Annotated in this window: 17 protein-coding genes; 8 read left to right on the top strand and 9 right to left on the bottom strand. The window is 68.2% G+C overall.

The window, feature by feature from the left end; translation table 11 throughout:
- Nucleotides 1-345: 345 nt before the first annotated feature.
- On the top strand, nucleotides 346-624 hold the full coding sequence (locus DM992_RS22535; RefSeq protein ID WP_072441829.1) for a hypothetical protein: 279 nt from the start codon (nucleotides 346-348) through the stop codon (nucleotides 622-624).
- A gap of 160 nt (nucleotides 625-784) precedes the next feature.
- Here the strand turns inward: DM992_RS22535 and DM992_RS22530 are convergent, their stop codons facing one another.
- From DM992_RS22530 to DM992_RS22510, 5 genes are all read right to left on the bottom strand, one after another.
- Nucleotides 785-1,159, bottom strand: a complete 375-nt coding sequence (locus tag DM992_RS22530; protein ID WP_111020352.1) for a DUF2917 domain-containing protein — start codon at nucleotides 1,157-1,159, stop codon at nucleotides 785-787.
- Between the two features lie 250 nt (nucleotides 1,160-1,409).
- The gene (locus DM992_RS22525; RefSeq protein ID WP_111018713.1) at nucleotides 1,410-1,697 is read right to left on the bottom strand and encodes a hypothetical protein; all 288 of its coding nucleotides are present in this window, start codon (nucleotides 1,695-1,697) and stop codon (nucleotides 1,410-1,412) included.
- A 78-nt stretch (nucleotides 1,698-1,775) separates the two neighbouring features.
- On the bottom strand, nucleotides 1,776-2,681 hold the full coding sequence (locus DM992_RS22520) for a metal-dependent hydrolase (RefSeq protein WP_111018712.1): 906 nt from the start codon (nucleotides 2,679-2,681) through the stop codon (nucleotides 1,776-1,778).
- Between the two features lie 30 nt (nucleotides 2,682-2,711).
- A complete protein-coding gene (locus tag DM992_RS22515; RefSeq protein WP_111018711.1) occupies nucleotides 2,712-4,499 on the bottom strand; it encodes an SDR family oxidoreductase in 1,788 nt (595 codons plus the stop codon).
- 45 nt (nucleotides 4,500-4,544) lie between these two features.
- Nucleotides 4,545-5,444 carry a M24 family metallopeptidase gene (locus DM992_RS22510; RefSeq protein ID WP_111018710.1) on the bottom strand — a complete coding sequence of 300 codons (900 nt, stop codon included), beginning with the start codon at nucleotides 5,442-5,444 and terminating at the stop codon, nucleotides 4,545-4,547.
- Nucleotides 5,445-6,052: 608 nt separating this feature from the next.
- Here DM992_RS22510 and DM992_RS22505 point away from each other — a divergent pair.
- Complete coding sequence (locus tag DM992_RS22505; protein WP_111018709.1) at nucleotides 6,053-7,330, top strand: HAD family hydrolase; 1,278 nt, start codon at nucleotides 6,053-6,055, stop codon at nucleotides 7,328-7,330.
- A gap of 88 nt (nucleotides 7,331-7,418) precedes the next feature.
- On the opposite strand, the gene DM992_RS22500 is transcribed toward DM992_RS22505, so the two are convergent.
- The 3 genes from DM992_RS22500 to DM992_RS22490 all read right to left on the bottom strand — a co-directional run bounded on the left by DM992_RS22500 (nucleotide 7,419) and on the right by DM992_RS22490 (nucleotide 10,916).
- Entirely contained in the window at nucleotides 7,419-8,192 is a 774-nt protein-coding gene (locus DM992_RS22500) for a slipin family protein (protein WP_111018708.1), read from the bottom strand.
- The gene (locus tag DM992_RS22495; RefSeq protein ID WP_111018707.1) at nucleotides 8,189-9,757 is read right to left on the bottom strand and encodes a nodulation protein NfeD; all 1,569 of its coding nucleotides are present in this window, start codon (nucleotides 9,755-9,757) and stop codon (nucleotides 8,189-8,191) included. The genes DM992_RS22500 and DM992_RS22495 overlap by 4 nt, the downstream gene beginning before the upstream one ends.
- A gap of 124 nt (nucleotides 9,758-9,881) precedes the next feature.
- Nucleotides 9,882-10,916 (bottom strand): AraC family transcriptional regulator, encoded by a 1,035-nt coding sequence (locus DM992_RS22490; RefSeq protein WP_162631713.1) that lies wholly within the window; start codon nucleotides 10,914-10,916, stop codon nucleotides 9,882-9,884.
- Between the two features lie 136 nt (nucleotides 10,917-11,052).
- Between DM992_RS22490 and DM992_RS22485 the strand changes: the two genes are divergently transcribed.
- The 6 genes from DM992_RS22485 (at nucleotide 11,053) to DM992_RS22455 (ending at nucleotide 18,545) form a co-directional block, all read left to right on the top strand.
- Entirely contained in the window at nucleotides 11,053-12,186 is a 1,134-nt protein-coding gene (locus DM992_RS22485) for an acyl-CoA dehydrogenase family protein (RefSeq protein ID WP_111018705.1), read from the top strand.
- 163 nt (nucleotides 12,187-12,349) lie between these two features.
- Complete coding sequence (locus DM992_RS22475; protein ID WP_111018703.1) at nucleotides 12,350-14,056, top strand: AMP-binding protein; 1,707 nt, start codon at nucleotides 12,350-12,352, stop codon at nucleotides 14,054-14,056.
- Nucleotides 14,057-14,170: 114 nt separating this feature from the next.
- Nucleotides 14,171-15,700, top strand: a complete 1,530-nt coding sequence (locus DM992_RS22470) for a CoA-acylating methylmalonate-semialdehyde dehydrogenase (protein WP_111018702.1) — start codon at nucleotides 14,171-14,173, stop codon at nucleotides 15,698-15,700.
- A gap of 18 nt (nucleotides 15,701-15,718) precedes the next feature.
- Nucleotides 15,719-16,618: a 3-hydroxyisobutyrate dehydrogenase gene (gene mmsB / locus DM992_RS22465; RefSeq protein ID WP_111018701.1), complete on the top strand. Its 900-nt coding sequence runs from the start codon at nucleotides 15,719-15,721 to the stop codon at nucleotides 16,616-16,618.
- Nucleotides 16,618-17,409 (top strand): enoyl-CoA hydratase, encoded by a 792-nt coding sequence (locus tag DM992_RS22460; protein ID WP_111018700.1) that lies wholly within the window; start codon nucleotides 16,618-16,620, stop codon nucleotides 17,407-17,409. The genes mmsB and DM992_RS22460 overlap by 1 nt, the downstream gene beginning before the upstream one ends.
- The gene (locus tag DM992_RS22455; RefSeq protein ID WP_111018699.1) at nucleotides 17,406-18,545 is read left to right on the top strand and encodes an enoyl-CoA hydratase/isomerase family protein; all 1,140 of its coding nucleotides are present in this window, start codon (nucleotides 17,406-17,408) and stop codon (nucleotides 18,543-18,545) included. Before DM992_RS22460 ends, DM992_RS22455 begins: the two co-directional genes overlap by 4 nt.
- Nucleotides 18,546-18,576: 31 nt before the next feature.
- Here the strand turns inward: DM992_RS22455 and DM992_RS22450 are convergent, their stop codons facing one another.
- Nucleotides 18,577-19,506 (bottom strand): LysR family transcriptional regulator, encoded by a 930-nt coding sequence (locus DM992_RS22450; RefSeq protein WP_111018698.1) that lies wholly within the window; start codon nucleotides 19,504-19,506, stop codon nucleotides 18,577-18,579.
- Nucleotides 19,507-19,585 lie beyond the last annotated feature (79 nt).

Below are 19,585 nucleotides of genomic sequence, written 5' to 3'. Positions count from 1 at the left end.
GGTGCGAGAGCGCTGCGGCGTGCAGCAGCCGTTCGTCAGTCCGGGCAGTCGCAAATAACGAGCTATCCTGCGCCGAAGCCGTCCCGCCCGCAACTGTCATTTCGCGATGCGCGTGCGACTGTGGTTTCTGTGTAAAAGATTGCAAGACCCCATCGCATAAACCGGCAAGTCTTTCTAGGATAGATACACCGCGCATGCACACGCCGGCCGGTAATTGCCGACGCGGGGGAGTCGCAGTCCGTGCAGGCCAGGCGGTGAATGGCGGTCAAGGCCGTTGCGCGTTTGGGCAGGCACGGCCGATTGCGATTGCCCGATGCGGGTTCGTCCGTAATCACGGAGGTCAGCATGTTGAACTGGATCAGCCGTTGGGCGATGCGACACGCCCCCACGCCGGAAAAAACCGCTGCGTCGATGCTCGTGACGGCGCGCATGGAACTGTTCACTGCGGAACAGCGCGTCATCGATGCGAAATTACAGGCGGATTACTGGCGTACACGTGTGTCATTCCTCGAAGAGGTGCAGAAGCAGGGCATCGATCCGTGGGTGACCTCGCAGGCTGCGCTACGCCCCGAGCTCGATTCAACTCCCCGAAGCACGGGCCCGCGTCTCGCCGCCAGCACCTGATGCATCTGCTGCATCCGATAGCTGCGCACGGCGCGCGATCGCTCGCGGCACGCACCGGCGTGCCGCGTCATTCGATGCGCACCTGCGGCGCGTTGCGCCGCGGGTGCGTCCGTTTCCGGTAGCGGCCATTCCGCGTCCCGCGTGCGTGACCACGCGTCGATCATCCACTCCTTCTTAATACCCCGGCGAGCAAACGTTGCACTTGCGCGAGCGTGCGCCTGAAGCGCTCGCCGCGCCGCACGTAGGCGGTCGTGATCGACGCTTCGGCCGATCGGTCGGCATCGGTGCCGATCCAGATGCGCTCGCCGCGTGCGATGCGCAGCACGTCGCCGGGCTGCACCCAGTAGTCGTCGACGCTCGGCGGGCGCGTGATCCATAGCGCCGCGCCGTGTGCGCGGATCTCCGCGTCTTGCGGCGCGCGCCAGGTCATCGTCGTGCGCGGCGCGACCGCGAAACGGATCACGACAGTCGGTAACGCGATCGTGCCGGCGCGGCGCCGGTCGGGACGGTCAAACAGCTGGCTTGCCTGGTCCATCGTCTTCTCCATTCAGTGAGCCGGACGGATGACGCGCACCAGAACAAAAAGGCCTCATCCGTTTCCGGCGAGGCCTTGTGTGACATGCGGTACTGCTCGATTGCTAACGCACAAGCGCCTCCCGTGATCCATTCTTTCGAATGTTCACCGGGCAATGATTCGCGATGGCGACGAGCTTGAACGTAGGCATGCGAACGAGTGTGTCGTGGCAGCGCGGCGCTGTCAACGACATTTTCGAGATGCGTGGCGGTTACGCGTCGCGTTGCGCGAGACCGTTCACGAGCAGTTCGGACAGCAGGCCCGTCATCCCGTCCGGATGCGTGGCCGCGCGCGCCTTCAGCTGTTCGACGAGCTCGGCGTTGAGCTTGCACGCGAACGGCACGAGGCCCTGTTCCTGGTCGAGCTTGCGCTGCGCGCGGCGGTCGAGCTTTGCCGCGTCTTCGGCGCCCTTGCCGAAACGGGTGGCGCCCGACTGCTTCATCGCATGCGTCAGCTTGAGCGCCTTGTTCTTTTCGAGATCGGTTTTCTTCATGGCCATCGCGGCACCTCCGGGAAATGAAGCCGCGATTGTACGCATTTCGGCGGGCGCCGCCCGCCGCGCCCGCCGGAAACCCGGTTACGCGCCCTTCGCCGTGCCCCAGTTGCCGCCGTGCGCGGCCGCCTGCGCGGCCGGCGAGCGCGCGAGGTATTCGAGCGCCTGCTCGGTCGAGCCTTCGTGATGCGGCGTATAACCCGGCTTGAAATAGCGCAGCGCTGCCCCGATCACCTTCCAGAACGACGGCAGGTGCCCGCGCCGCGAACCCTGCCACCACGCGAGCACGAAGCCCGGGTAGCGGCCGGCGTCCGGGTCGCGCCTGTACATGAACTTCGCGCCCGTCGTGATGTAGTGGAGCAGCAGCAGGATCACGAACGCCATGTGCGCGCAGCGTTCCGGGTAGCTACCGCCCAGGTGCCGGTAGATGTCGAACGCGACGGTGCGGTGCTCGACTTCCTCGGCGCCGTGCCAGCGCAGCAGGTCGACCATCGTCGGGTCGGCGCGGCCTTCGTCGAGCCCGTGCGCGTTGAGCACCCAGTTGCCGAGATAGCCGAAGAAATGCTCGAGCGACGCGATCACCGCGAGCTGCTGCCGCAGCCAGAAACGCGTATGGCCGATCTTCAGCCCGAGCGGCTGTTCGCCGAGCACGCGCGTGAACAACCGGTTGAGCTTCTGCGTGAACGGCTTCGTGTCGATCCCGTGGCGCTCGTAGTAGTGCTTGAGCACGCCGCCGTGCGAGCGCGAATGCACGGCCTCCTGCCGCAGGAAGCCTTCGGCCTCGTCGCGCAGGCGCGCATCGGTGATCAGCGGCAGCGCCTTGTTGTACACGCGGCAGAACCACAGCTCGCCTTCCGGGAACAGCAGGTTCAGCGTGTTGATGATGTGGGTGCTGCCCGGATCGTTCGGCACCCAGGTAACCGGCGTGTCGCTGAAGTCGAACTTCACGTGCCGGGCCTTGATCTTGTGGTAGTCGGCGGTAGCGGTCATTTGTGTCTCCCTGTGCGGCGTCATGTGCCGTCAATGCGATGCCATGCTGACGCGGGCGATCATCCGGCCGAGCCACGGCATGAAGCGGCCGACGAGGCGCATCGCGTGCGCCTCGCCGCCGACCGCGACGACGGGGCGGTTGCGCAGCACGCCGTCGACCATCGCCTGCGCGACGGTTTCGGGTTTCAGGCCGCGCATCTGGTACAGCTTCGTCGCGCGCTTGCGCAGCCGCGCTTCGTCCTGCGCGTTGGCGCCCGCGTATTGCGTCGACGCCATGATTCCGGTTTCCGCGAAACCGGGGCACACGGCCGTCACGCCGATGCCTTGCTCCGCGAGTTCCGCGCGCATGCATTCGCTGAGCATCAGCACGGCGGCCTTGGTCGTCGCATACGCGGGCAGGTCGCGCGACGGCCCGAACGCGGCGGCCGACGCGGTGTTGACGATGTGGCCGCCAGTGCCGCGCGCGGCCATCTGCTGCGCGAACAGCCGCGAGCCATGGATCACGCCCCACAGGTTCACGTGCAGGATGCGCTCCCAGTGCCGCGTGCTCGTGTCGAGGATGCCGCCGGCCATGCCGATGCCAGCGTTGTTGATCACGACGTCCGCGCCGCCGAGTTCGCTGCCGACCCAGGCCGCGAGCGCTTCCATTTCGTCGGCGGACCCGACGTCGACGCGCCTCGCGTGCGCCTGCGCGCCGGTCAGCCCGATAAGGAGCGCGGTGCGCTCGGCGCTTGCGATATCGATGTCGCAGGCGACGACCGTCGCGCCTTCGCGCGCGAACGCGAGGGCCGCGCAGCGGCCGATACCGCTGCCCGCGCCGGTGACGACCGCGACCTTGCCGCTGAAGTGCCCGCTCGTCGCGCGGCGGCGCGCGTTCGCGAGCGCCGGCGGTTCGTTGCCCGATTCGATCGCGTCGATCAGTTGCCCGGCGAGATCCGCGAAGCGCGCGGGATCGGCGAGCGGCAGCCAGTGGCCGGCCGCGACCTCGCGGCGGTAGTACTGCGGCACCCAGCGCGACAGGTTTTCGGACAGCGCGGGGCTCACGTACTTGTCGCCGAGCGGCACGATCGTCTGCACGGGCGCATGCGCGTAGCGCTCGCGCGGTGCGAACAGGCAGCGGATGAAGTTCGCGCGATAGAGGTGCACGCCGCGCGCACCGTCGTCGGCCTGCGTCGCGCGCGGCGCGGCGGGCGTCTTTTCGAGCCGGCGCAGCAGGCGCGGCCATGCGCGGCCGAGCCACAGCCGCCAGCCGAGCTCGGGGAGGAACGGCAGATGGAACAGGTACACGTACCACGACCGTACGAGCTGGCCGCCGAGCGTGGCCAACGACGCGGGCGTCGGGCGCAGCACGCGTTCGCGCAGCCAGAAGCCCACGTGGTCGAGGCACGGCCCCGAGCACGACGTGTACGACGCGATGCGGCCGGAAAGGCGCGGATCGGTGACGAATTCCCAGCCCTGGATCGAGCCCCAGTCGTGCGCGATCAGGTGCACGGCGCGGCCGGGGCAGAGCGCATCGATCACCGCGATGAAATCGTCGGTCAGCTTTGCGAGGTGGTAGTCGGCCGTGCGCTTCGGCGCGCCGGACAGGCCCGCGCCGCGCACGTCGTAAGCGATCACGTAGTGCTTGCGCGCGAGCAGCGGCGCGACGTGCCGCCAGACGCTGCTGTCGTCGGGATAGCCGTGCACGAGCACGACCGGCGAACGGGCCGGGTCGCCCCAGGTCCTGACCGCGAGCGTCAGGTCGCCGGAGGCGACCGCCGTCTCGTTATGAACCGATTCGAACAGGGCCAGCGGCGCTTCGTCGGAAAGAGGCTGCATCGTGAGTCCGTCGTTCAGGGATTCGGGAGGAAAGGCTCGGGCGCGTCAGGCGGCGGCCGGCACGGTCGCGACGGCCTGCGCGCGTTCGGCCTGGCGGCGCTGCCAGCGGCGCACGTGCGGCAGGTCGTTGTCGAGCCAGTACGCGTCGTCGTCGGTGATCACGAGCAGCTCTTCGAATTTCGCGCCGACGCCGGCGAAGCCGAGATGCGGCTCGACGGCCCACAGGCCCGGCACGGGCGCATGCTCGGAGCGGCGATCGATCGACCACAGCGGCGACCAGCCCTGCTGCTTTGCCGCGCGGCCCTGGTCGAGCAGCAGGTTGCGCGTCGCGTTCAACCCGAAGCGCGCGACGAAGCGCGGCTTCGACAGCTTGTGGATCTTCGCGACGCGATGCGCGAGCACCTTGAACGGATAGGCCTTGTGGCGCGGCTCGACGCCCTGGCGGCGGCACAGCGCGTCGACTTCCTGCGCGACCTCGGCCATCGGCCGACGCTCCTTCACGAGCCGCACGATCATGTCGCGGTGGTCCATCAGGTCGTCCTGCAACTGTTCGAGGATCGGGTTCTCGCCGACGCAGTGCGCGTAGCCGACGTCGGCCACGATGCCGTCGAGCACCGGCGCGACGTCGAGGATCACCGGCATGTCGGTTTCGAGCTGACGGTTGCTCGGGAAGAACGCGAGATTGAAGCCGCCCATGTGCTTGAGGCCCGAGAAGCCTTCGAACGCAGTGCGGTCGCCGAACCACGCGAACGGCTTGTGCAGCCAGTCGTGCACGCCGTTGTCCTGCAGCCATTCGGTCAGCAGGCGCGCGGCTTCCTTTTCGGTGATGCCGGGGTAGAGCATCGCGCCGACGGTTTCGACACAGCGGTAGGCCAGCTGCTGGACCGCGCGGAATTGCGGCAGCTCGTCGAGGTGGACTTCCGGCAACGGGCGGTGGTCGGCCATGATGCGTCTCCATATGTCGGCCGGAGTGGGCGCTTCAGCGCTTGTCGACCGGTGTTGGTAGCTTCAGCACGGGCTCCGGTCCCACGCAAAGCGCGCTCCGGTCCTATGCAAGGCGGGGTGCTGAACCGAATGCATCCGCCGGTATTCCAGTCGCGATTTATTCAGTCAGCATTTAATGTGCCATTTAATGATGTAACGATGATAGCCGGTTGGGCGCGGCGCGCCAGCCCCCCGGAGGTGAGGATTTGTCCTAATGAAGGGCCGAAATGGAAGGGGGACTCTAGGTTTCCGGAGGTCGGGGCCGGATGGCCGTCGGCGCGCACGCGTATGGATCGGGGGCTGGTTGGAGCTTGTCACGAGCGGTCCCGGCGCCGGCCCGGATGGTCGCGTGCGCGCCTTGCGACGGCCCGGCATGTCGCGCCGGATCAACTTCCCGTCGCGTCGCGACGTGACGGCGTCATATTGCCGAAATAATTTCGTCACATCATCCGCCCCCAGTTCGGAGCCGTCCCGGCTTCGCCGCGCCGATGAGCCGCCGGTGCGCGGTGCGCCGCGCGGGGTAGCGCTCGAAGCCGATTCGAGATTCGACATTTCCACGGAGAGAGATCATGCAACGCCGCCAGTTCATGAATACCCTTGCCGCTGCGACCGCTGCGACGTCGCTGCTGCTCAAGGCCGGCACGGCCGACGCGAAGAGCGCAATCGCGCCGGATGCGCTTGACCCGGGCCGCTGGTCGCCGTTCAACGCCGCGCGCCTGCAGGCGGTGCTCGACCAGCATGGCGTCGCGAGCGCGCGCTACGACGAAAAGCGCCGGCCGTACGCGGTGTTCGACTGGGACAACACGTGCATCATGAACGACTGCGAAGAGGCGCTGCTGATGTACCAGATCAACCATCTGCAGTACAAGCTGACGCCGGACGAATTCGTCGACGTGATGTGGAAGGACGTGCCGAAGGGCGCCTTCATGAAAGACTACACGACGATCGACGGCAAGCCGGTGACGATGGAAGACCTCGCCGCCGACGTCGAATCCGACTATCGCTGGCTCTACGCGAACTACAAGGGATTCGGCGGCAGCAAGAACCTCGACGAGATTCGCGAGACCGATCAGTTCAAGGATTTCCGCGCGAAGCTGTACTTCATGTACGACGCGATCTGCGACACGCACCCGCTCGAGATCGGCTACAAGTGGATCATCTACTTCTACAGGAACATGACGACCGCCGAGCTGCAGGCGATGGCGGAAGCGTCGAACAACTACGGCATCGGCGACGCGCTGCGCAAGGTCCGCTACGAAAGCCCGAAGACGCTGCCGGGCAAGGCCGGCGTGGTGGCCGACACGCATTTCCACGGCATCCGCATTCATGAGGAAATCCGCGCGGTGATGCACACGCTGCGCGCGAACGGCATCGACGTGTACGTGAGCACGGCGTCGCTCGACGATGTCGTGCGCGTGTTCGCCGGCAATCCGAACTATGGCTACGGCGTGCCGCCCGGGAACGTGATCGGCTTGCGCCTCGACATGCGGGACGGCAAGTATGAAAGCCGCTACCCGGAAGGCTGGCACTTCAACTACGGCCCCGGCAAGACGGTCGGTATCCGCAACGTGCTCGAATCGAAGAAGGGCTATGGCCCGCTGCTGGTGTTCGGCGACAGCGACGGCGACGCGTGGATGCTGCGCGACTTCAAGGACACCGCGGCCGGCGTGATCGTCAACCGGATGAAGAAGGGCGAGATCGGCGCGGACAGCAAGCTCGCGGCCGAGCAGATCGGCAAGCCCGACGCGCGCTTCCTGCTGCAGGGACGCGACGAGCACACGGGCCTGATGATCCCGGACGAGAAGTCGATCAAGTACGGCAAGACCGAGCGCAAGCTGCTGGCTTGACGCGCGCCGGGCGCCGGGCACCGGGCCGTTGCGGCCCTGCGTCCGGCGGGATCGACGGCGGCGCCGCGCGGGCCGGGAAACGGGCGTCTCAGCGCTCGCGCGGCGAGCCTAACCGTTCCAGCATCGCCCCCAGAAAATCGACCGGCAGCGGAAACACGATCGTCGAATTCTTGTCCGCCGCGATCGTCGTCAGCGTCTGCAGGTAGCGCAGCTGCATCGCCTGCGGCTCCTGCGCAAGCCGCTGCGCGGCCTGCAGCAGCTTCTCGGACGCCTGCAGTTCGCCTTCCGCATGAATCACCTTCGCGCGCCGCTCGCGCTCGGCCTCGGCCTGCCGCGCGATCGCGCGCACCATCGTCTCGTTCAGGTCGACGTGCTTGATCTCGACCGTCGACACCTTGATCCCCCACGCATCGGTCTGCGCGTCGAGCGTCTTCTGGATGTCGGCGTTCAGCTGTTCGCGCTCGGCCAGCAGCGCATCGAGCTCGTGCTTGCCGAGCACCGAGCGCAGCGTCGTCTGCGAGAGCTGGCTCGTCGCGTCGAAGAAGCGCGCGACCTGGATCACGGCCTTTTCCGGATCGACGACGCGGAAATACACGACCGCATTCACCTTCACCGACACGTTGTCGCGCGTGATCACGTCCTGCGGCGGCACGTCGAACACGACGGTGCGCAGGTCGATCCGCACGACCTGCTGGACGATCGGGATGATCAGCACGAGCCCCGGGCCCTTCACTTTCCAGAACCGGCCGAGCATGAACACCACGCCGCGCTCGTACTCGCGGAAGATGCGGATCGACGACGCGACGAGCACCACGACGAAGACGATCAGGACGCTGCTGAAGCCGAAGGTGTAGCCCATCATGTTGGTTCTCCGCGGTGTTGTTGTTCCTGAACCGGCACGTCGTAGAGCGGTGAGACGGTGAGCAGCAATCCCTGGCGGCCGGTGACGCGCACGCGGCAGCCCGCGGCGAGCGGCACGCTGCTCGCGACGCGCCAGCGCTCGCCATGCACGCGCGCCCAGCCCGCGGCCGATGGCGCGGGGCCGGCCGCGCCGCGCGGCTGGTCGGTGCACAGGCCGTCGTCGAGCACTTCGCCGATGCTGCCGACCATTGCTTCGGCGCCCGTCACGACCGGCCGCCGCCGCGCGCGCAGCGCAACGCTCGACACGCCCGCGACGAGCAGCGCGCCGCCGAGCGCGAGGCTCGCGATCACGGGCCACGGAATCCCGTAGCCGGGGACTTCGGTATCGATCAGCATCAGCGCGCCGATCGTGAACGATACGATTCCGCCGAAACCGAGCACGCCGAAGGTCGGCAGGAACGCCTCCGCGACCAGGCAGCCGAGACCGAGCAGCACGAGGCCGAGGCCCGCATAGCTGATCGGCAGCAACTGCATCGCGAACAGCCCGATCAGCAGGCAGATCGTGCCGGCGACGCCCGGCAGCACGAAGCCGGGGTTCGCGAATTCGAAGAAGAGGCCGTAGATGCCGATCGTCAGCAGGATCAGCGCGACATTCGGATCGGTGATGATCGACAGGAAGCGGCTGCGCCAGTCGGGTAGGACGACGACGAGCGGCGCATGCGCGGTCGCGAGCCGCAGCGTGCCGGCGGTGGTCGTCGCGCTGCGGCCGTCGAGCTGGCGCGCGAGGTCGGCCGGATCCTGTGCGATCAGGTCGACGACGTGCTGCGCGCGCGCCTCGGTCGCCGACAGGCTGACGGCTTCGCGCACTGCGCGCTCGGCCCATTCGGCATTGCGCCCGCGCAACTGCGCGAGGCCGCGGATGTAGGCGGCGGAGTCCTGCATCGCCTTGCGGATTTCGGTCGATTGCGTGTCGGTCGGCAGCGCGGCCGGCGGCGTACCCGAGGCTCCCGATGCACCCGACGTCCCGGCCGGCGGTGCTCGCGGCGCAGCGGGGTTGGTGCCCGGCGCCGGCGCGGCGCCGCCGATGCCGAACTGCACGGGCGACGCCGCGCCGAGATTGGTGCCGGGCGCCATTGCCGCGAAGTGGCTCGCATAGACGATATAGGTGCCCGCGCTCGCGGCCCGCGCGCCGCCCGGCGCGACGAATGCGGCGACCGGCACCGGCGAGCCGAGGATGGCCTTGATGATCTGCCGCATCGACGTGTCGAGGCCGCCGGGCGTGTCGAGCTGCAGGATCGCGAGCGGTGCGTGCTCGCGCGCGGCGCGATCGAGCGAGCGAACGATGAAGTCGGCGCTGGCCGGCCCGATCGCGCCGTTGATGGGGATCACGACGATCGGGCGCGCGGCTGCGGGTGCAGCGGCGGGCGGCGCTGCGGCGACGGCCGCACATACGACGAGCAGCGCCGCGAACAGCGCGGCGCGCGCGACCCGCGCGGACAGCGGGTGACGGGGGCGGCCGTCTGGCGCGGCAGGCGCCGGCGGCGGCCCGTGACGGTGGAGGCGCATCGGGGCGTCCGGGCGGCGCACAGTAGTCGCACGCCGTCCGGCTCGCGGAAAGGGCGTTGGCCCGATGCTTAAAGATTAGGCGGTTTCGGCGCAAAGCGCGAAGCCGGGGCCGCCGAGGCCGGGTTCAGCCCGCCCCGCCGCCCCGCGCAAGCACTTCGTCGCGATAGTCGGCCGGACTGCGCCCGCTCCATTTGCGAAACGCGCGGTAGAACGCGCTCGGTTCCGCGAAGCCGGTCGCGGCCGCGACGTCGGCGATCGTGCGAGCAGGGTCGGCCAGCGCCTCGAACGCGAGATCGCGCCGCAGCGCGTCCTTGATCGACTGGTACGCATGGCCTTCCTGGTGCAGCTTGCGGCGCAGCGTCGCCTCGGCCACGTGCAGCCGCGCGGCCATCCCGCCCGCGCCCGGCCACGCGGCGGGCGGCATCCCGCGCAGCACCGCGCGCACCCGCTGCGCGAGCGCGTTCGGGTTGCGGTACTTGACGATGAAGCTCGCCGGCGCGTTGCGCAGGAACGTCTTCAGCGTCTTCGCGTTCTGCACGACCGGCAGCGTCGCGAACTCGGGATCGAAATCGACATACGAATCGGGCTCATTGAAGCGCATGTCGTCGCAGAACATCGACGGGTATTCGTGGTCGGCGGGCGGCGTGTCGCAGCGGAAGCTCGCATGCAGCAGCGGGATGCGCCGCCCGATCAGCCAGCAGGTCAGCCCGTAGACGATGATGAAATAGGTCGCGTACGTGAACATCGCGGGCGTCGCGCCGTTGTTGCGGTGCACGAAGCGCAGCCGCACGCGCTGCGGGTTCGCGTCGAGCTCCGCGTGCAGGTCGTCGAGCACGCAGTGCATGAAATTCACCGCGCGCGCCATCGCGTGCAGCCCGTCGCGCGCGGACAGCGCGGCCTGGCTCATCGCGATGAAGCTGCCGCTGCGCATCGGGTGGCGATCCTGCCCGAAAAACTCGTCGTCGAGCGCGCGCGCGATCGCGTTCCACAGCGCGCCGTATTGCTGCGCCGACACGCGTGCGCGCGGCTGCCCGAGCAGCGCGGGCGCGATACCGGCCTGCGCGAGCAGCGGCTCGGCCGCGATGCCGCGCCGGGTCGCGAGCGCGACGCTGTACGCGACGAGGCTGATCGCGACGGTTCCCTTGTCTTCCTGCTTCATCGTGCCGCCGGTATGGCAAAAACGCTCAGTGTAAATGAGCGACGCGAGCATCGAACAGTCGCGCGCGCTTGCCTACACTTGTTGCATCGAAACGCAAGGACGGTCGCGCCCGGCGGCCGCGGGAGACAGCAGCACCATGGACGAGCTTTACACCGAAGACCAGCGGATGATCCGCGATGCCGCGCGCGCGTTTGCCACTGAGATGCTGGCGCCGAACGCCGCGCAGTGGGACCACGATGCGCAGTTGCCCGACGCCGTCGTCGCGCAGCTCGGCGAACTCGGCCTGCTCGGGATGATCGTGCCGCAGGAGCTGGGCGGCTCGTATACGGACTACGTCGCGTATGCGCTGGCGATGGAGGAAATCGCCGCCGGCGACGCCGCGTGCGCGACGCTGATGAGCGTGCACAACTCGGTCGGCTGCGGCCCGATCCTCGGCTTCGGCACGCCGGCGCAGAAAGAGCGCTGGCTGGCCGACATGGCGTCCGGCCGCGTGATCGGCGCGTTCTGCCTGACCGAGCCGCAGGCGGGCTCCGAGGCGAACAACCTGCGCACGCGTGCGGAGCTGCGCGACGGCAAATGGGTGCTGAACGGCGCGAAGCAGTTCGTGACCAACGGCCAGCGCGCCGGTGTTGCGATCGTTTTTGCCATGACCGATCCGGAAGCCGGCAAGCGCGGCATTTCCGCATTCCTGGTGCCGACCGACACGCCGGGCTTCATCGTCGGCAAGCCCGAGAAGAAGATGGGCATCCGCGCATCGGATACGTGCGCGATCACGTTCGAGAACTGCGCGATTCCGGAAGAGAACCTGCTCGGCAATCGCGGCGAAGGGCTGAAGATCGCGCTGTCGAATCTCGAGGGCGGCCGGATCGGCATCGCCGCGCAGGCGCTCGGCATCGCGCGCGCCGCGTTCGACAAGGCGCGCCGTTATGCGGGCGAGCGCGTGCAGTTCGGCAAGCCGATCGCCGAGCATCAGGCGATCCAGCAGAAGCTCGCCGACATGGCCACGCAGATCAACGCCGCGCGCCTGCTCGTGCATCACGCGGCGAAGCTGCGCACGGCCGGGCTGCCGTGCCTGTCGGAAGCGTCGCAGGCGAAGCTGTTCGCATCCGAGATGGCCGAGCGCGTGTGCTCGGACGCGATCCAGATCCACGGCGGCTACGGCTACCTGGTCGATTACGAAGTCGAGCGTCACTATCGCGACGCGCGCATCACGCAGATTTACGAAGGCACCAGCGAAGTGCAACGGATGGTGATCGCGCGGCAGCTTTGAGTCGTGGCGGTCGCGTCAGCAAAATCATCACGCAGGGGACGAGGGCAGCAGCGCGGTGAACGCGGCACGCAACGACGTGACCGTGCGCCGCGCAACACGGAATCGGGCATGGGCTGCAGCGCATGCGCCGGTTGACCGCGAGGCATGGAGACTGGAGGAAACGATGACGGTACAGGCATTCCTGGACGCACGCGATTTTCTGCTGCGCCATCGCACCGACTACGAAACCGCGTATCGCGATTTCGAGTGGCCGGTGCTCGATGCGTTCAACTGGGCGCTCGACTACTTCGACCCGATGGCGCGCGGCAACGACCGGCCCGCGCTGTGGATCGTCGACGCGGCGACCGGCACGGGCGATCCGTATTCGTTCGCGCAGATGTCCGAGCGTTCGTCGCGGATCGCGAACTGGCTGCGCGCGATCGGCGTCGTGCGCGGCGATCGCATCCTGCTGATGCTGCCGAACCGTGTCGAACTGTGGGACGCGATGCTCGCCGCGATGAAGCTCGGCGCGATCGTGCTGCCCGCCACCACGCAACTGTCGGCCGACGACGTGCGCGACCGCGTGCAGATCGGCGGCGCGAAATACGCGATCGTCGACGAGAACGAAACCGCGAAATTCGAGCAGCCCGACCTCGGCCTCGCGCAGAAGATCGTCGCCGGCGCGCCGCGCGCGGGCTGGCTCGCGATGAACGACGGTTACGCGGCGAGCGCCGCGTTCGAGCCGGACGCCGTCACACACGCAAACGATCCGATGCTGCTGTACTTCACGTCGGGCACGACGTCGAAGCCGAAGCTCGTCGAGCATACGCACCGCACCTATCCGGTCGGCCATCTGTCGACGATGTACTGGGTCGGCCTGCAGCCGGGCGACGTCCACTGGAACATCAGCTCGCCGGGCTGGGCGAAGCACGCATGGAGCTGCTTCTTCGCGCCGTGGAATGCGCAGGCGTGCGTGTTCGCGTTCAACTACGCGCGCTTCGAGCCGAAGGTCGTGCTCGATGCGCTCGTCAAATACCAGGTGACGACACTGTGCGCGCCGCCGACCGTGTGGCGCATGCTCGTTCAGCAGCCGCTCGCGTCGTTCGACGTGAAGCTGCGCGAGATCGTCGGCGCGGGCGAGCCGCTGAATCCCGAGATCATCGAGCGCGTGAAGAAGGCGTGGGGCATCACGATCCGCGACGGCTACGGCCAGACCGAGACGACCTGCCTGATCGGCAACTCGCCGGGCCAGCCGGTCGTCGCGGGCTCGATGGGCCGGCCGCTGCCCGGCTACCGCATCACGCTGCTCGATCCGGACGGCGCGCCCGTGACCGAAGGCGAGGTCGCACTGCCGATCGGCCCGGACGTCGCGCGCCCGGTCGGGCTGATGAACGGCTATGCGAACAACCCCGACGCGACGGCCTATGCGATGCGCGACGGCCACTACCGTACGTCGGACATCGCGATGCGCGGCGACGACGGCTATTACGTGTATATCGGCCGCGCGGACGACGTGTTCAAGTCATCCGACTACCGGTTGAGCCCGTTCGAACTCGAGAGCGTGCTGATCGAGCATCCGGCGATCGCCGAGGCGGCCGTCGTGCCGAGCCCCGACCCCGTGCGGCTGTCGGTGCCGAAGACCTTCATCACGTTGCGGCAGGGCTACGAGGAAAGCCCCGCGCTCGCGCTGGAAATCTTCCGCTTCTCGCGCGAGAAACTCGCGCCGTACAAGCGCATTCGCCGCCTGCAGTTCGCGGAGCTGCCGAAGACGATCTCGGGGAAGATCCGCCGCGTCGAGCTGCGCCGCCGCGAGATCGAGCGTGGCGACGACGCGGCCGCGCGGATGCCCGGCGAATACTGGGAAGAAGATTTCGCCGCCGAACTGAAATGAAATGACCGACCGCGGGCCGCGCGCGCCGCATTCCGCGGCCGCCGCCCGCAGCCGAATTGAACCGGCCGCGCGGCGGTATTGCGCTTCACGGCCCTCTGCAAGGAGAAACGATCGATGAACGCGAATCCGACGCCCCGCACGGGGCAAGACGTGCCGACGGTCAAGCTGCTGATCGATGGCGCCTTCGTCGAGTCCGCCACGAAAGAGTGGCGCGACATCGTCAACCCTGCGACGCAGCAGGTGCTCGCGCGCGTGCCGTTCGCGACCGTCGCGGAAGTCGACGCGGCCGTGCAGGCCGCGCACGCCGCGTATGCGACGTGGAAGACCACGCCGATCGCCACGCGCATGCGCATCATGCTGAAGTTCCAGGATCTCGTGCGCACCAACCAGCAGCGCATCGCGAAGACGCTGACGGCCGAGCAGGGCAAGACGATTCCCGATGCCGAAGGCGACATCTTCCGCGGCCTCGAAGTGGTCGAGCACGCGTGTTCGATCGGCTCGCTGCAGCTCGGCGAATTCGCGGAGAACGTCGCGGGCGGCGTCGACACGTACACGCTGCGCCAGCCGCTCGGCGTGTGCGCGGGCATCACGCCGTTCAACTTCCCCGCAATGATTCCGCTGTGGATGTTCCCGATGGCGATCGTCTGCGGCAACACGTTCGTGCTGAAGCCGTCCGAGCAGGACCCGATGTCGACGATGGAACTCGTCCAGCTCGCGATCGAGGCCGGCGTACCGAAAGGGGTACTGAACGTCGTGCACGGCGGCAAGGAAGTCGTCGATGCGATCTGTACGCATCCGCTCGTGAAGGCGATCTCGTTCGTCGGCTCGACGGTGGTCGGCACGCACGTGTACAACCTCGGCAGCGCGCACGGCAAGCGCGTGCAGTCGATGATGGGCGCGAAGAACCATGCGGTGGTGCTGCCCGATGCGAACCGCGAGCAGACGATCAATGCACTCGTCGGCGCCGGCTTCGGCGCGGCGGGGCAGCGCTGCATGGCGACGTCGGTTGCGGTGCTGGTCGGCGAAACGCGCGACTGGCTGCCCGATCTCGTCGCAAAGGCAAAGCTTCTGAAGGTGAATGCGGGCGCGGAAGCCGGCACCGACGTCGGCCCGGTCGTGTCGAAGGCCGCGAAGGAACGCATCCTGTCGCTGATCGAAGCGGGCGTGAAAGAAGGCGCGAAGCTCGAGCTCGACGGCCGGGGCGTGAAGGTGCCCGGCTACGAAAGCGGCAACTTCGTCGGCCCGACGATCTTCTCGGGCGTGAATACCGACATGTCGATCTACACGCACGAAATCTTCGGCCCGGTGCTCGTCGTGCTCGAAGCCGACACGCTCGACGAAGCGATCGCGCTCGTCAACCGCAATCCGATGGGCAACGGCGTCGGGTTGTTCACGCAAAGCGGCGCGGCCGCGCGCAAGTTCCAGAGCGAAATCGACGTCGGCCAGGTTGGCATCAACATCCCGATTCCGGTGCCCGTGCCGTTCTTCAGCTTCACCGGTTCGCGCGGCTCGAAGCTCGGCGATCTCGGCCCGTACGGCAAGCAGGTCGTGCAGTTCTATACGCAGACGAAGACGGTCACCGCGCGCTGGTTCGACGACGACACGACGGCCGGCCCGGTGAATACGACGATTCGGCTGCATTGAGCGGCGGAGGATACGACCATGAAAATCGGATTTATCGGCCTCGGCCACATGGGTGCGCCGATGGCGCTGAACCTGTTGAAGGCCGGCCATGAAGTGCATGCGTTCGACCTGAGCGCCGATGCATTGCGCGCGCTGCAGGACGCCGGCGCGCAGGTTGCCGCATCGCCGCGCGACGCCGCGTCGGGCGCGACGTTCGTGATCACGATGCTGCCGGCCGCGCCGCACGTGCGCTCGGTGCTGTCGGGCGAGAACGGCGTGCTGGCCGGCCTCGGCGCGGGCGCGACCGTGATCGATTCGAGCACGATCGACCCGGCGAGCGCGCAGGCATTCGGCGCGCTGGTGCGCGAGCATGGCGGCGCGTTCGTCGATGCGCCGGTATCGGGCGGCACCGGCGGCGCGGCGGCCGGCACGCTGACCTTCATGGTCGGCGGCAGCGGCGCCGATTTCGAGCGCGTGAAGCCGGTGCTCGCGGGCATGGGCAAGAACATCGTCCATTGCGGCGCGACGGGCATGGGGCAGGTCGCGAAGGTCTGCAATAACCTCGTGCTCGGCATCTCGATGGCGGCCGTGTCGGAGGCGATGTCGCTCGGCGTCGCGCTCGGCATCGACCCGAAGGTGCTGGCCGGCATCGTCAACACGTCGACGGGCCGCTGCTGGAGCTCGGACACGTACAACCCGTACCCGGGCGTGATCGACACCGCGCCGTCGTCGCGCGGCTACTCGGGTGGCTTCGGCACCGACCTGATGCTGAAGGATCTCGGCCTCGCGAACGACGCGGCGAAGCAGGCGCGCCAGCCCGTCTATCTCGGCGCGCTCGCGCAGCAGCTTTACCAGACGATGAGCAGCCGCGGCGACGGGCAGCTCGATTTCTCGGCGGTGATCCGCCTGTACCAACCGGCAACGAAGAAGGACGCGTGATGATCGAACTGGACTACGTCGACGACGGCGCGATCGCGTGTGCGACGCTCAAGCGTCCGCCCGCGAACGCCTTTACCGCCGACGGGCTGCAGCAACTGCAGGAAACCGTCGCGGAACTGAATGCGAACCCGCGCGTGCGCGCGCTGGTGATCACGGGCGACGGCCCGAAGTTCTTCAGCGCGGGCGCCGACCTCAACACGTTCGCCGACGGCGACCGCGCGGTCGCGCGCGCGATGGCGTCGCGCTTCGGTGCGGCATTCGAGGCGCTGCACGATGCGCGCGTCGTGACGATCGCGGCGATCAACGGCTATGCGATGGGCGGCGGCCTCGAATGCGCGCTCGCGTGCGACCTGCGGATCGCCGAGACGCATGCGCAGATGGCGCTGCCCGAGCCGTCGGTCGGCCTGCTGCCGCGCGGGCTCGGCACGCAGACGCTGCCCTGGCTCGTCGGCGAAGGCTGGGCGAAGAAGATCATTCTGACCGGCGCACGCGTCGACGCGGCGACGGCGCTCAGGATCGGCCTCGTCGAAGACGTGGTCGAGAGCGGCGCGGCGCGCGACGCGGCGCTGGCGCTGGCACGCAACGTCGCGCGGCAAAGCCCGCACGCGGTTGCATACAGCAAGGAGCTGATCGGCCTCGCGCGCCGCGGCGTGCCGCGCAGCGCGGCGCTCGCGGTCGAACGCGAACGCTTCGTCGACCTGTTCGACACGAACGATCCGCGCGAAGGCGTGGCCGCGTTTCTCGGCAAGCGCGCGCCGCAATGGAACACCGACGGAGAGCCGCAACGATGAGCATGCCGGTCACGAATCACGACGCGTTCGCGGAAGCCGCGCCCGAGGTGCTGTTCCGCGTGGTGAACCGCGTGGCGCTGATCACGCTGAACCGTCCGGCCGCGCTCAACGCGCTGTCGTACGCGATGATCGGCGAGCTGGCCGCGCTCTTCGAGCGCTGCCGTCACGACGACCAGATCGTCGCGGTCGTGCTGCGCGGCGCGGGCGAGAAGGGCTTCTGCGCGGGCGGCGACGTGCGCGCGCTGTACCGGATGGTGGTGCAGCGCGAAACCTGGCTGCCGTTCTTCGTCGACGAATACCGGCTCGACCATGCGATCCACACGTTCCCGAAGCCGGTGGTCGCGCTGATGGACGGCGTGACGATGGGCGGCGGCATGGGCCTCGCGCAAGGCGCGGCGCTGCGCGTCGCGACCGAGCGCAGCAAGATCGCGATGCCGGAGACGCGCATCGGCCTCGTGCCCGACGTCGGCGCGACGCATTTCCTGTCGCGCATGCCGGTCGAGCTCGAACTGTACGTGGGGCTGACCGGCGCGGTGCTGTCGGGCGCCGACGCGCTGACCGCGAAGCTGGCCGACCTGTGCGTGCCGTCCGCGTGGCTCGACACGTTCGAGACGCGCATCGAAAGCGTCAAGTGGGACGGCGACGTGTTGCCGGTGCTGCGCAAGGTGTTCGAGCCGCCGTGCAACGTCGTGCCGCACGCGGCGCTCGACAGCCAGATGCCGTGGATCGTCCGTCACTTCGACAAGCGTTCGACCGTCGAGCGGATCGTCGCGACGCTGACGCAGGAGCTCGCGCGCGACGAGCTGACGCGCGAGCACCGTCAATGGCTGCAGGCGACGCTCGACGCGCTCGCCAGCCATTCGCCGACGATGCTGCACGTGACGCGCGAAGCGCTGCTGCGCGGCCGGCAGATGACGCTTGCCGAATCGTTCCGGATGGAGCTCGGCATCGTGGCGCGCGCGATCGAGGAAGGCGATTTCTGCGAAGGCGTGCGCGCGCATCTCGTCGACAAGGATCGCAAGCCGCGCTGGGCGCCCGCGTCGCTCGTCGAGCTGCGCGCCGAACGCGTGCGGCATTTCCTGACGTCGCCGTGGAAGCTGTTCGCGCATCCGCTCGCCGATCTCGGCGTGGCGTGACGCACCTGACGCGCCGTGCGGCGCGTCGGTTTCATTTCATCTCGGTGAACTCATCGCGGCGCTCGATCATCGGCGGAATCGCCTGTGCGAGCGCGTCGATCACGCAGCGCGTCTTGCGCGGCAGATAGCGCGTCTTCGGCCAGATCGCGTGAATATCGCCTTCGCACACGAAGCAGCGGTCGAGCACGACCGCCATTTCGCCGCGCTTCACGTAGTAGTCGAGCAGCCAGCTCGGCAGCCATGCAATCCCGAACCCCGACGCACCGGCCGCCGCGATCGCCTGCACGTCGTCGAAACTCAGCTGGTGCTGCATGTCGACGCGCACCGTCGAGCCGTCCGTCGCGCGCAGGTCCCACGGCTGCGGCACGCCCGAGCGTGAGTACGCGATCGTCCGATGGTGCTTCAGATCGTCGAGCGACTTCGGCATCCCGTAGCGCGCCAGATACGACGGCGCCGCGCCGAGGCTGCCGTATTGCGTGCCGAGCCGGCGTACCGCGAGGCTCGTGCTGTCCGCGAGCGTGCCGATCCGCACTGCGAGATCGATGCCTTCCTCGACGAGATCGACGAAGCGGTCGGTGATCGACACGTCGATCCGCAGATGCGGATAGGTGCGTGCGAGGTCGAGCACGATCGGCGTCACGCAGTGGTGCCCGAACGCGAGCGGCACGCTCAGCCGCAGCTTGCCGCGCGCTTCGTTGCGGCCGCAGTCCAGATCGGCTTCCGCCGCTTCCAGTTCCGCGAGCGCGCGTACGCAGCGGTCGTAGTACGCCTGGCCGTCGTCGGTCAGGCTCTGGCTGCGCGTCGTGCGCTGCAATAGCCGCGCGCCGAGCCGCTTCTCGAGCCGCGCGACCGCCTTGCCGACGGCCGAGCGCGTCATGTCGAGCCGCTCCGCGGCGAGCGCGAAGCTGCCCGATTCCACCACCTGGACGAAGGTCGTCACGCCGTCGAGTCTGTCGGTCATGGCAGGGTGTGCTGATTGAGTCCTGTGATTCCCCAGTTCGGAGAAATACATGCGTCAATGGGGATGAGAATTCTCACTA

Origin of the sequence: Burkholderia sp. JP2-270 (assembly GCF_003233675.1) — a bacterium.
Lineage (GTDB): Bacteria > Pseudomonadota > Gammaproteobacteria > Burkholderiales > Burkholderiaceae > Burkholderia > Burkholderia pyrrocinia_C.
Note: the sequence above shows the minus strand (reverse complement) of the source record. Positions and strands in the feature narration are given on the sequence as shown.

What these genes read in the sequence shown, in the direction of transcription:
- DM992_RS22535 (WP_072441829.1), top strand. Translation starts at nt 346, where the DNA reads ATGTTGAACTGGATCAGCCGTTGGGCGATGCGACACGCCCCCACGCCG.
- DM992_RS22530 (WP_111020352.1), bottom strand. Translation starts at nt 1,159, where the DNA reads ATGGACCAGGCAAGCCAGCTGTTTGACCGTCCCGACCGGCGCCGCGCC.
- DM992_RS22525 (WP_111018713.1), bottom strand. Translation starts at nt 1,697, where the DNA reads ATGGCCATGAAGAAAACCGATCTCGAAAAGAACAAGGCGCTCAAGCTG.
- DM992_RS22520 (WP_111018712.1), bottom strand. Translation starts at nt 2,681, where the DNA reads ATGACCGCTACCGCCGACTACCACAAGATCAAGGCCCGGCACGTGAAG.
- DM992_RS22515 (WP_111018711.1), bottom strand. Translation starts at nt 4,499, where the DNA reads ATGCAGCCTCTTTCCGACGAAGCGCCGCTGGCCCTGTTCGAATCGGTT.
- DM992_RS22510 (WP_111018710.1), bottom strand. Translation starts at nt 5,444, where the DNA reads ATGGCCGACCACCGCCCGTTGCCGGAAGTCCACCTCGACGAGCTGCCG.
- DM992_RS22505 (WP_111018709.1), top strand. Translation starts at nt 6,053, where the DNA reads ATGCAACGCCGCCAGTTCATGAATACCCTTGCCGCTGCGACCGCTGCG.
- DM992_RS22500 (WP_111018708.1), bottom strand. Translation starts at nt 8,192, where the DNA reads ATGATGGGCTACACCTTCGGCTTCAGCAGCGTCCTGATCGTCTTCGTC.
- DM992_RS22495 (WP_111018707.1), bottom strand. Translation starts at nt 9,757, where the DNA reads ATGCGCCTCCACCGTCACGGGCCGCCGCCGGCGCCTGCCGCGCCAGAC.
- DM992_RS22490 (WP_162631713.1), bottom strand. Translation starts at nt 10,916, where the DNA reads ATGAAGCAGGAAGACAAGGGAACCGTCGCGATCAGCCTCGTCGCGTAC.
- DM992_RS22485 (WP_111018705.1), top strand. Translation starts at nt 11,053, where the DNA reads ATGGACGAGCTTTACACCGAAGACCAGCGGATGATCCGCGATGCCGCG.
- DM992_RS22475 (WP_111018703.1), top strand. Translation starts at nt 12,350, where the DNA reads ATGACGGTACAGGCATTCCTGGACGCACGCGATTTTCTGCTGCGCCAT.
- DM992_RS22470 (WP_111018702.1), top strand. Translation starts at nt 14,171, where the DNA reads ATGAACGCGAATCCGACGCCCCGCACGGGGCAAGACGTGCCGACGGTC.
- mmsB (WP_111018701.1), top strand. Translation starts at nt 15,719, where the DNA reads ATGAAAATCGGATTTATCGGCCTCGGCCACATGGGTGCGCCGATGGCG.
- DM992_RS22460 (WP_111018700.1), top strand. Translation starts at nt 16,618, where the DNA reads ATGATCGAACTGGACTACGTCGACGACGGCGCGATCGCGTGTGCGACG.
- DM992_RS22455 (WP_111018699.1), top strand. Translation starts at nt 17,406, where the DNA reads ATGAGCATGCCGGTCACGAATCACGACGCGTTCGCGGAAGCCGCGCCC.
- DM992_RS22450 (WP_111018698.1), bottom strand. Translation starts at nt 19,506, where the DNA reads ATGACCGACAGACTCGACGGCGTGACGACCTTCGTCCAGGTGGTGGAA.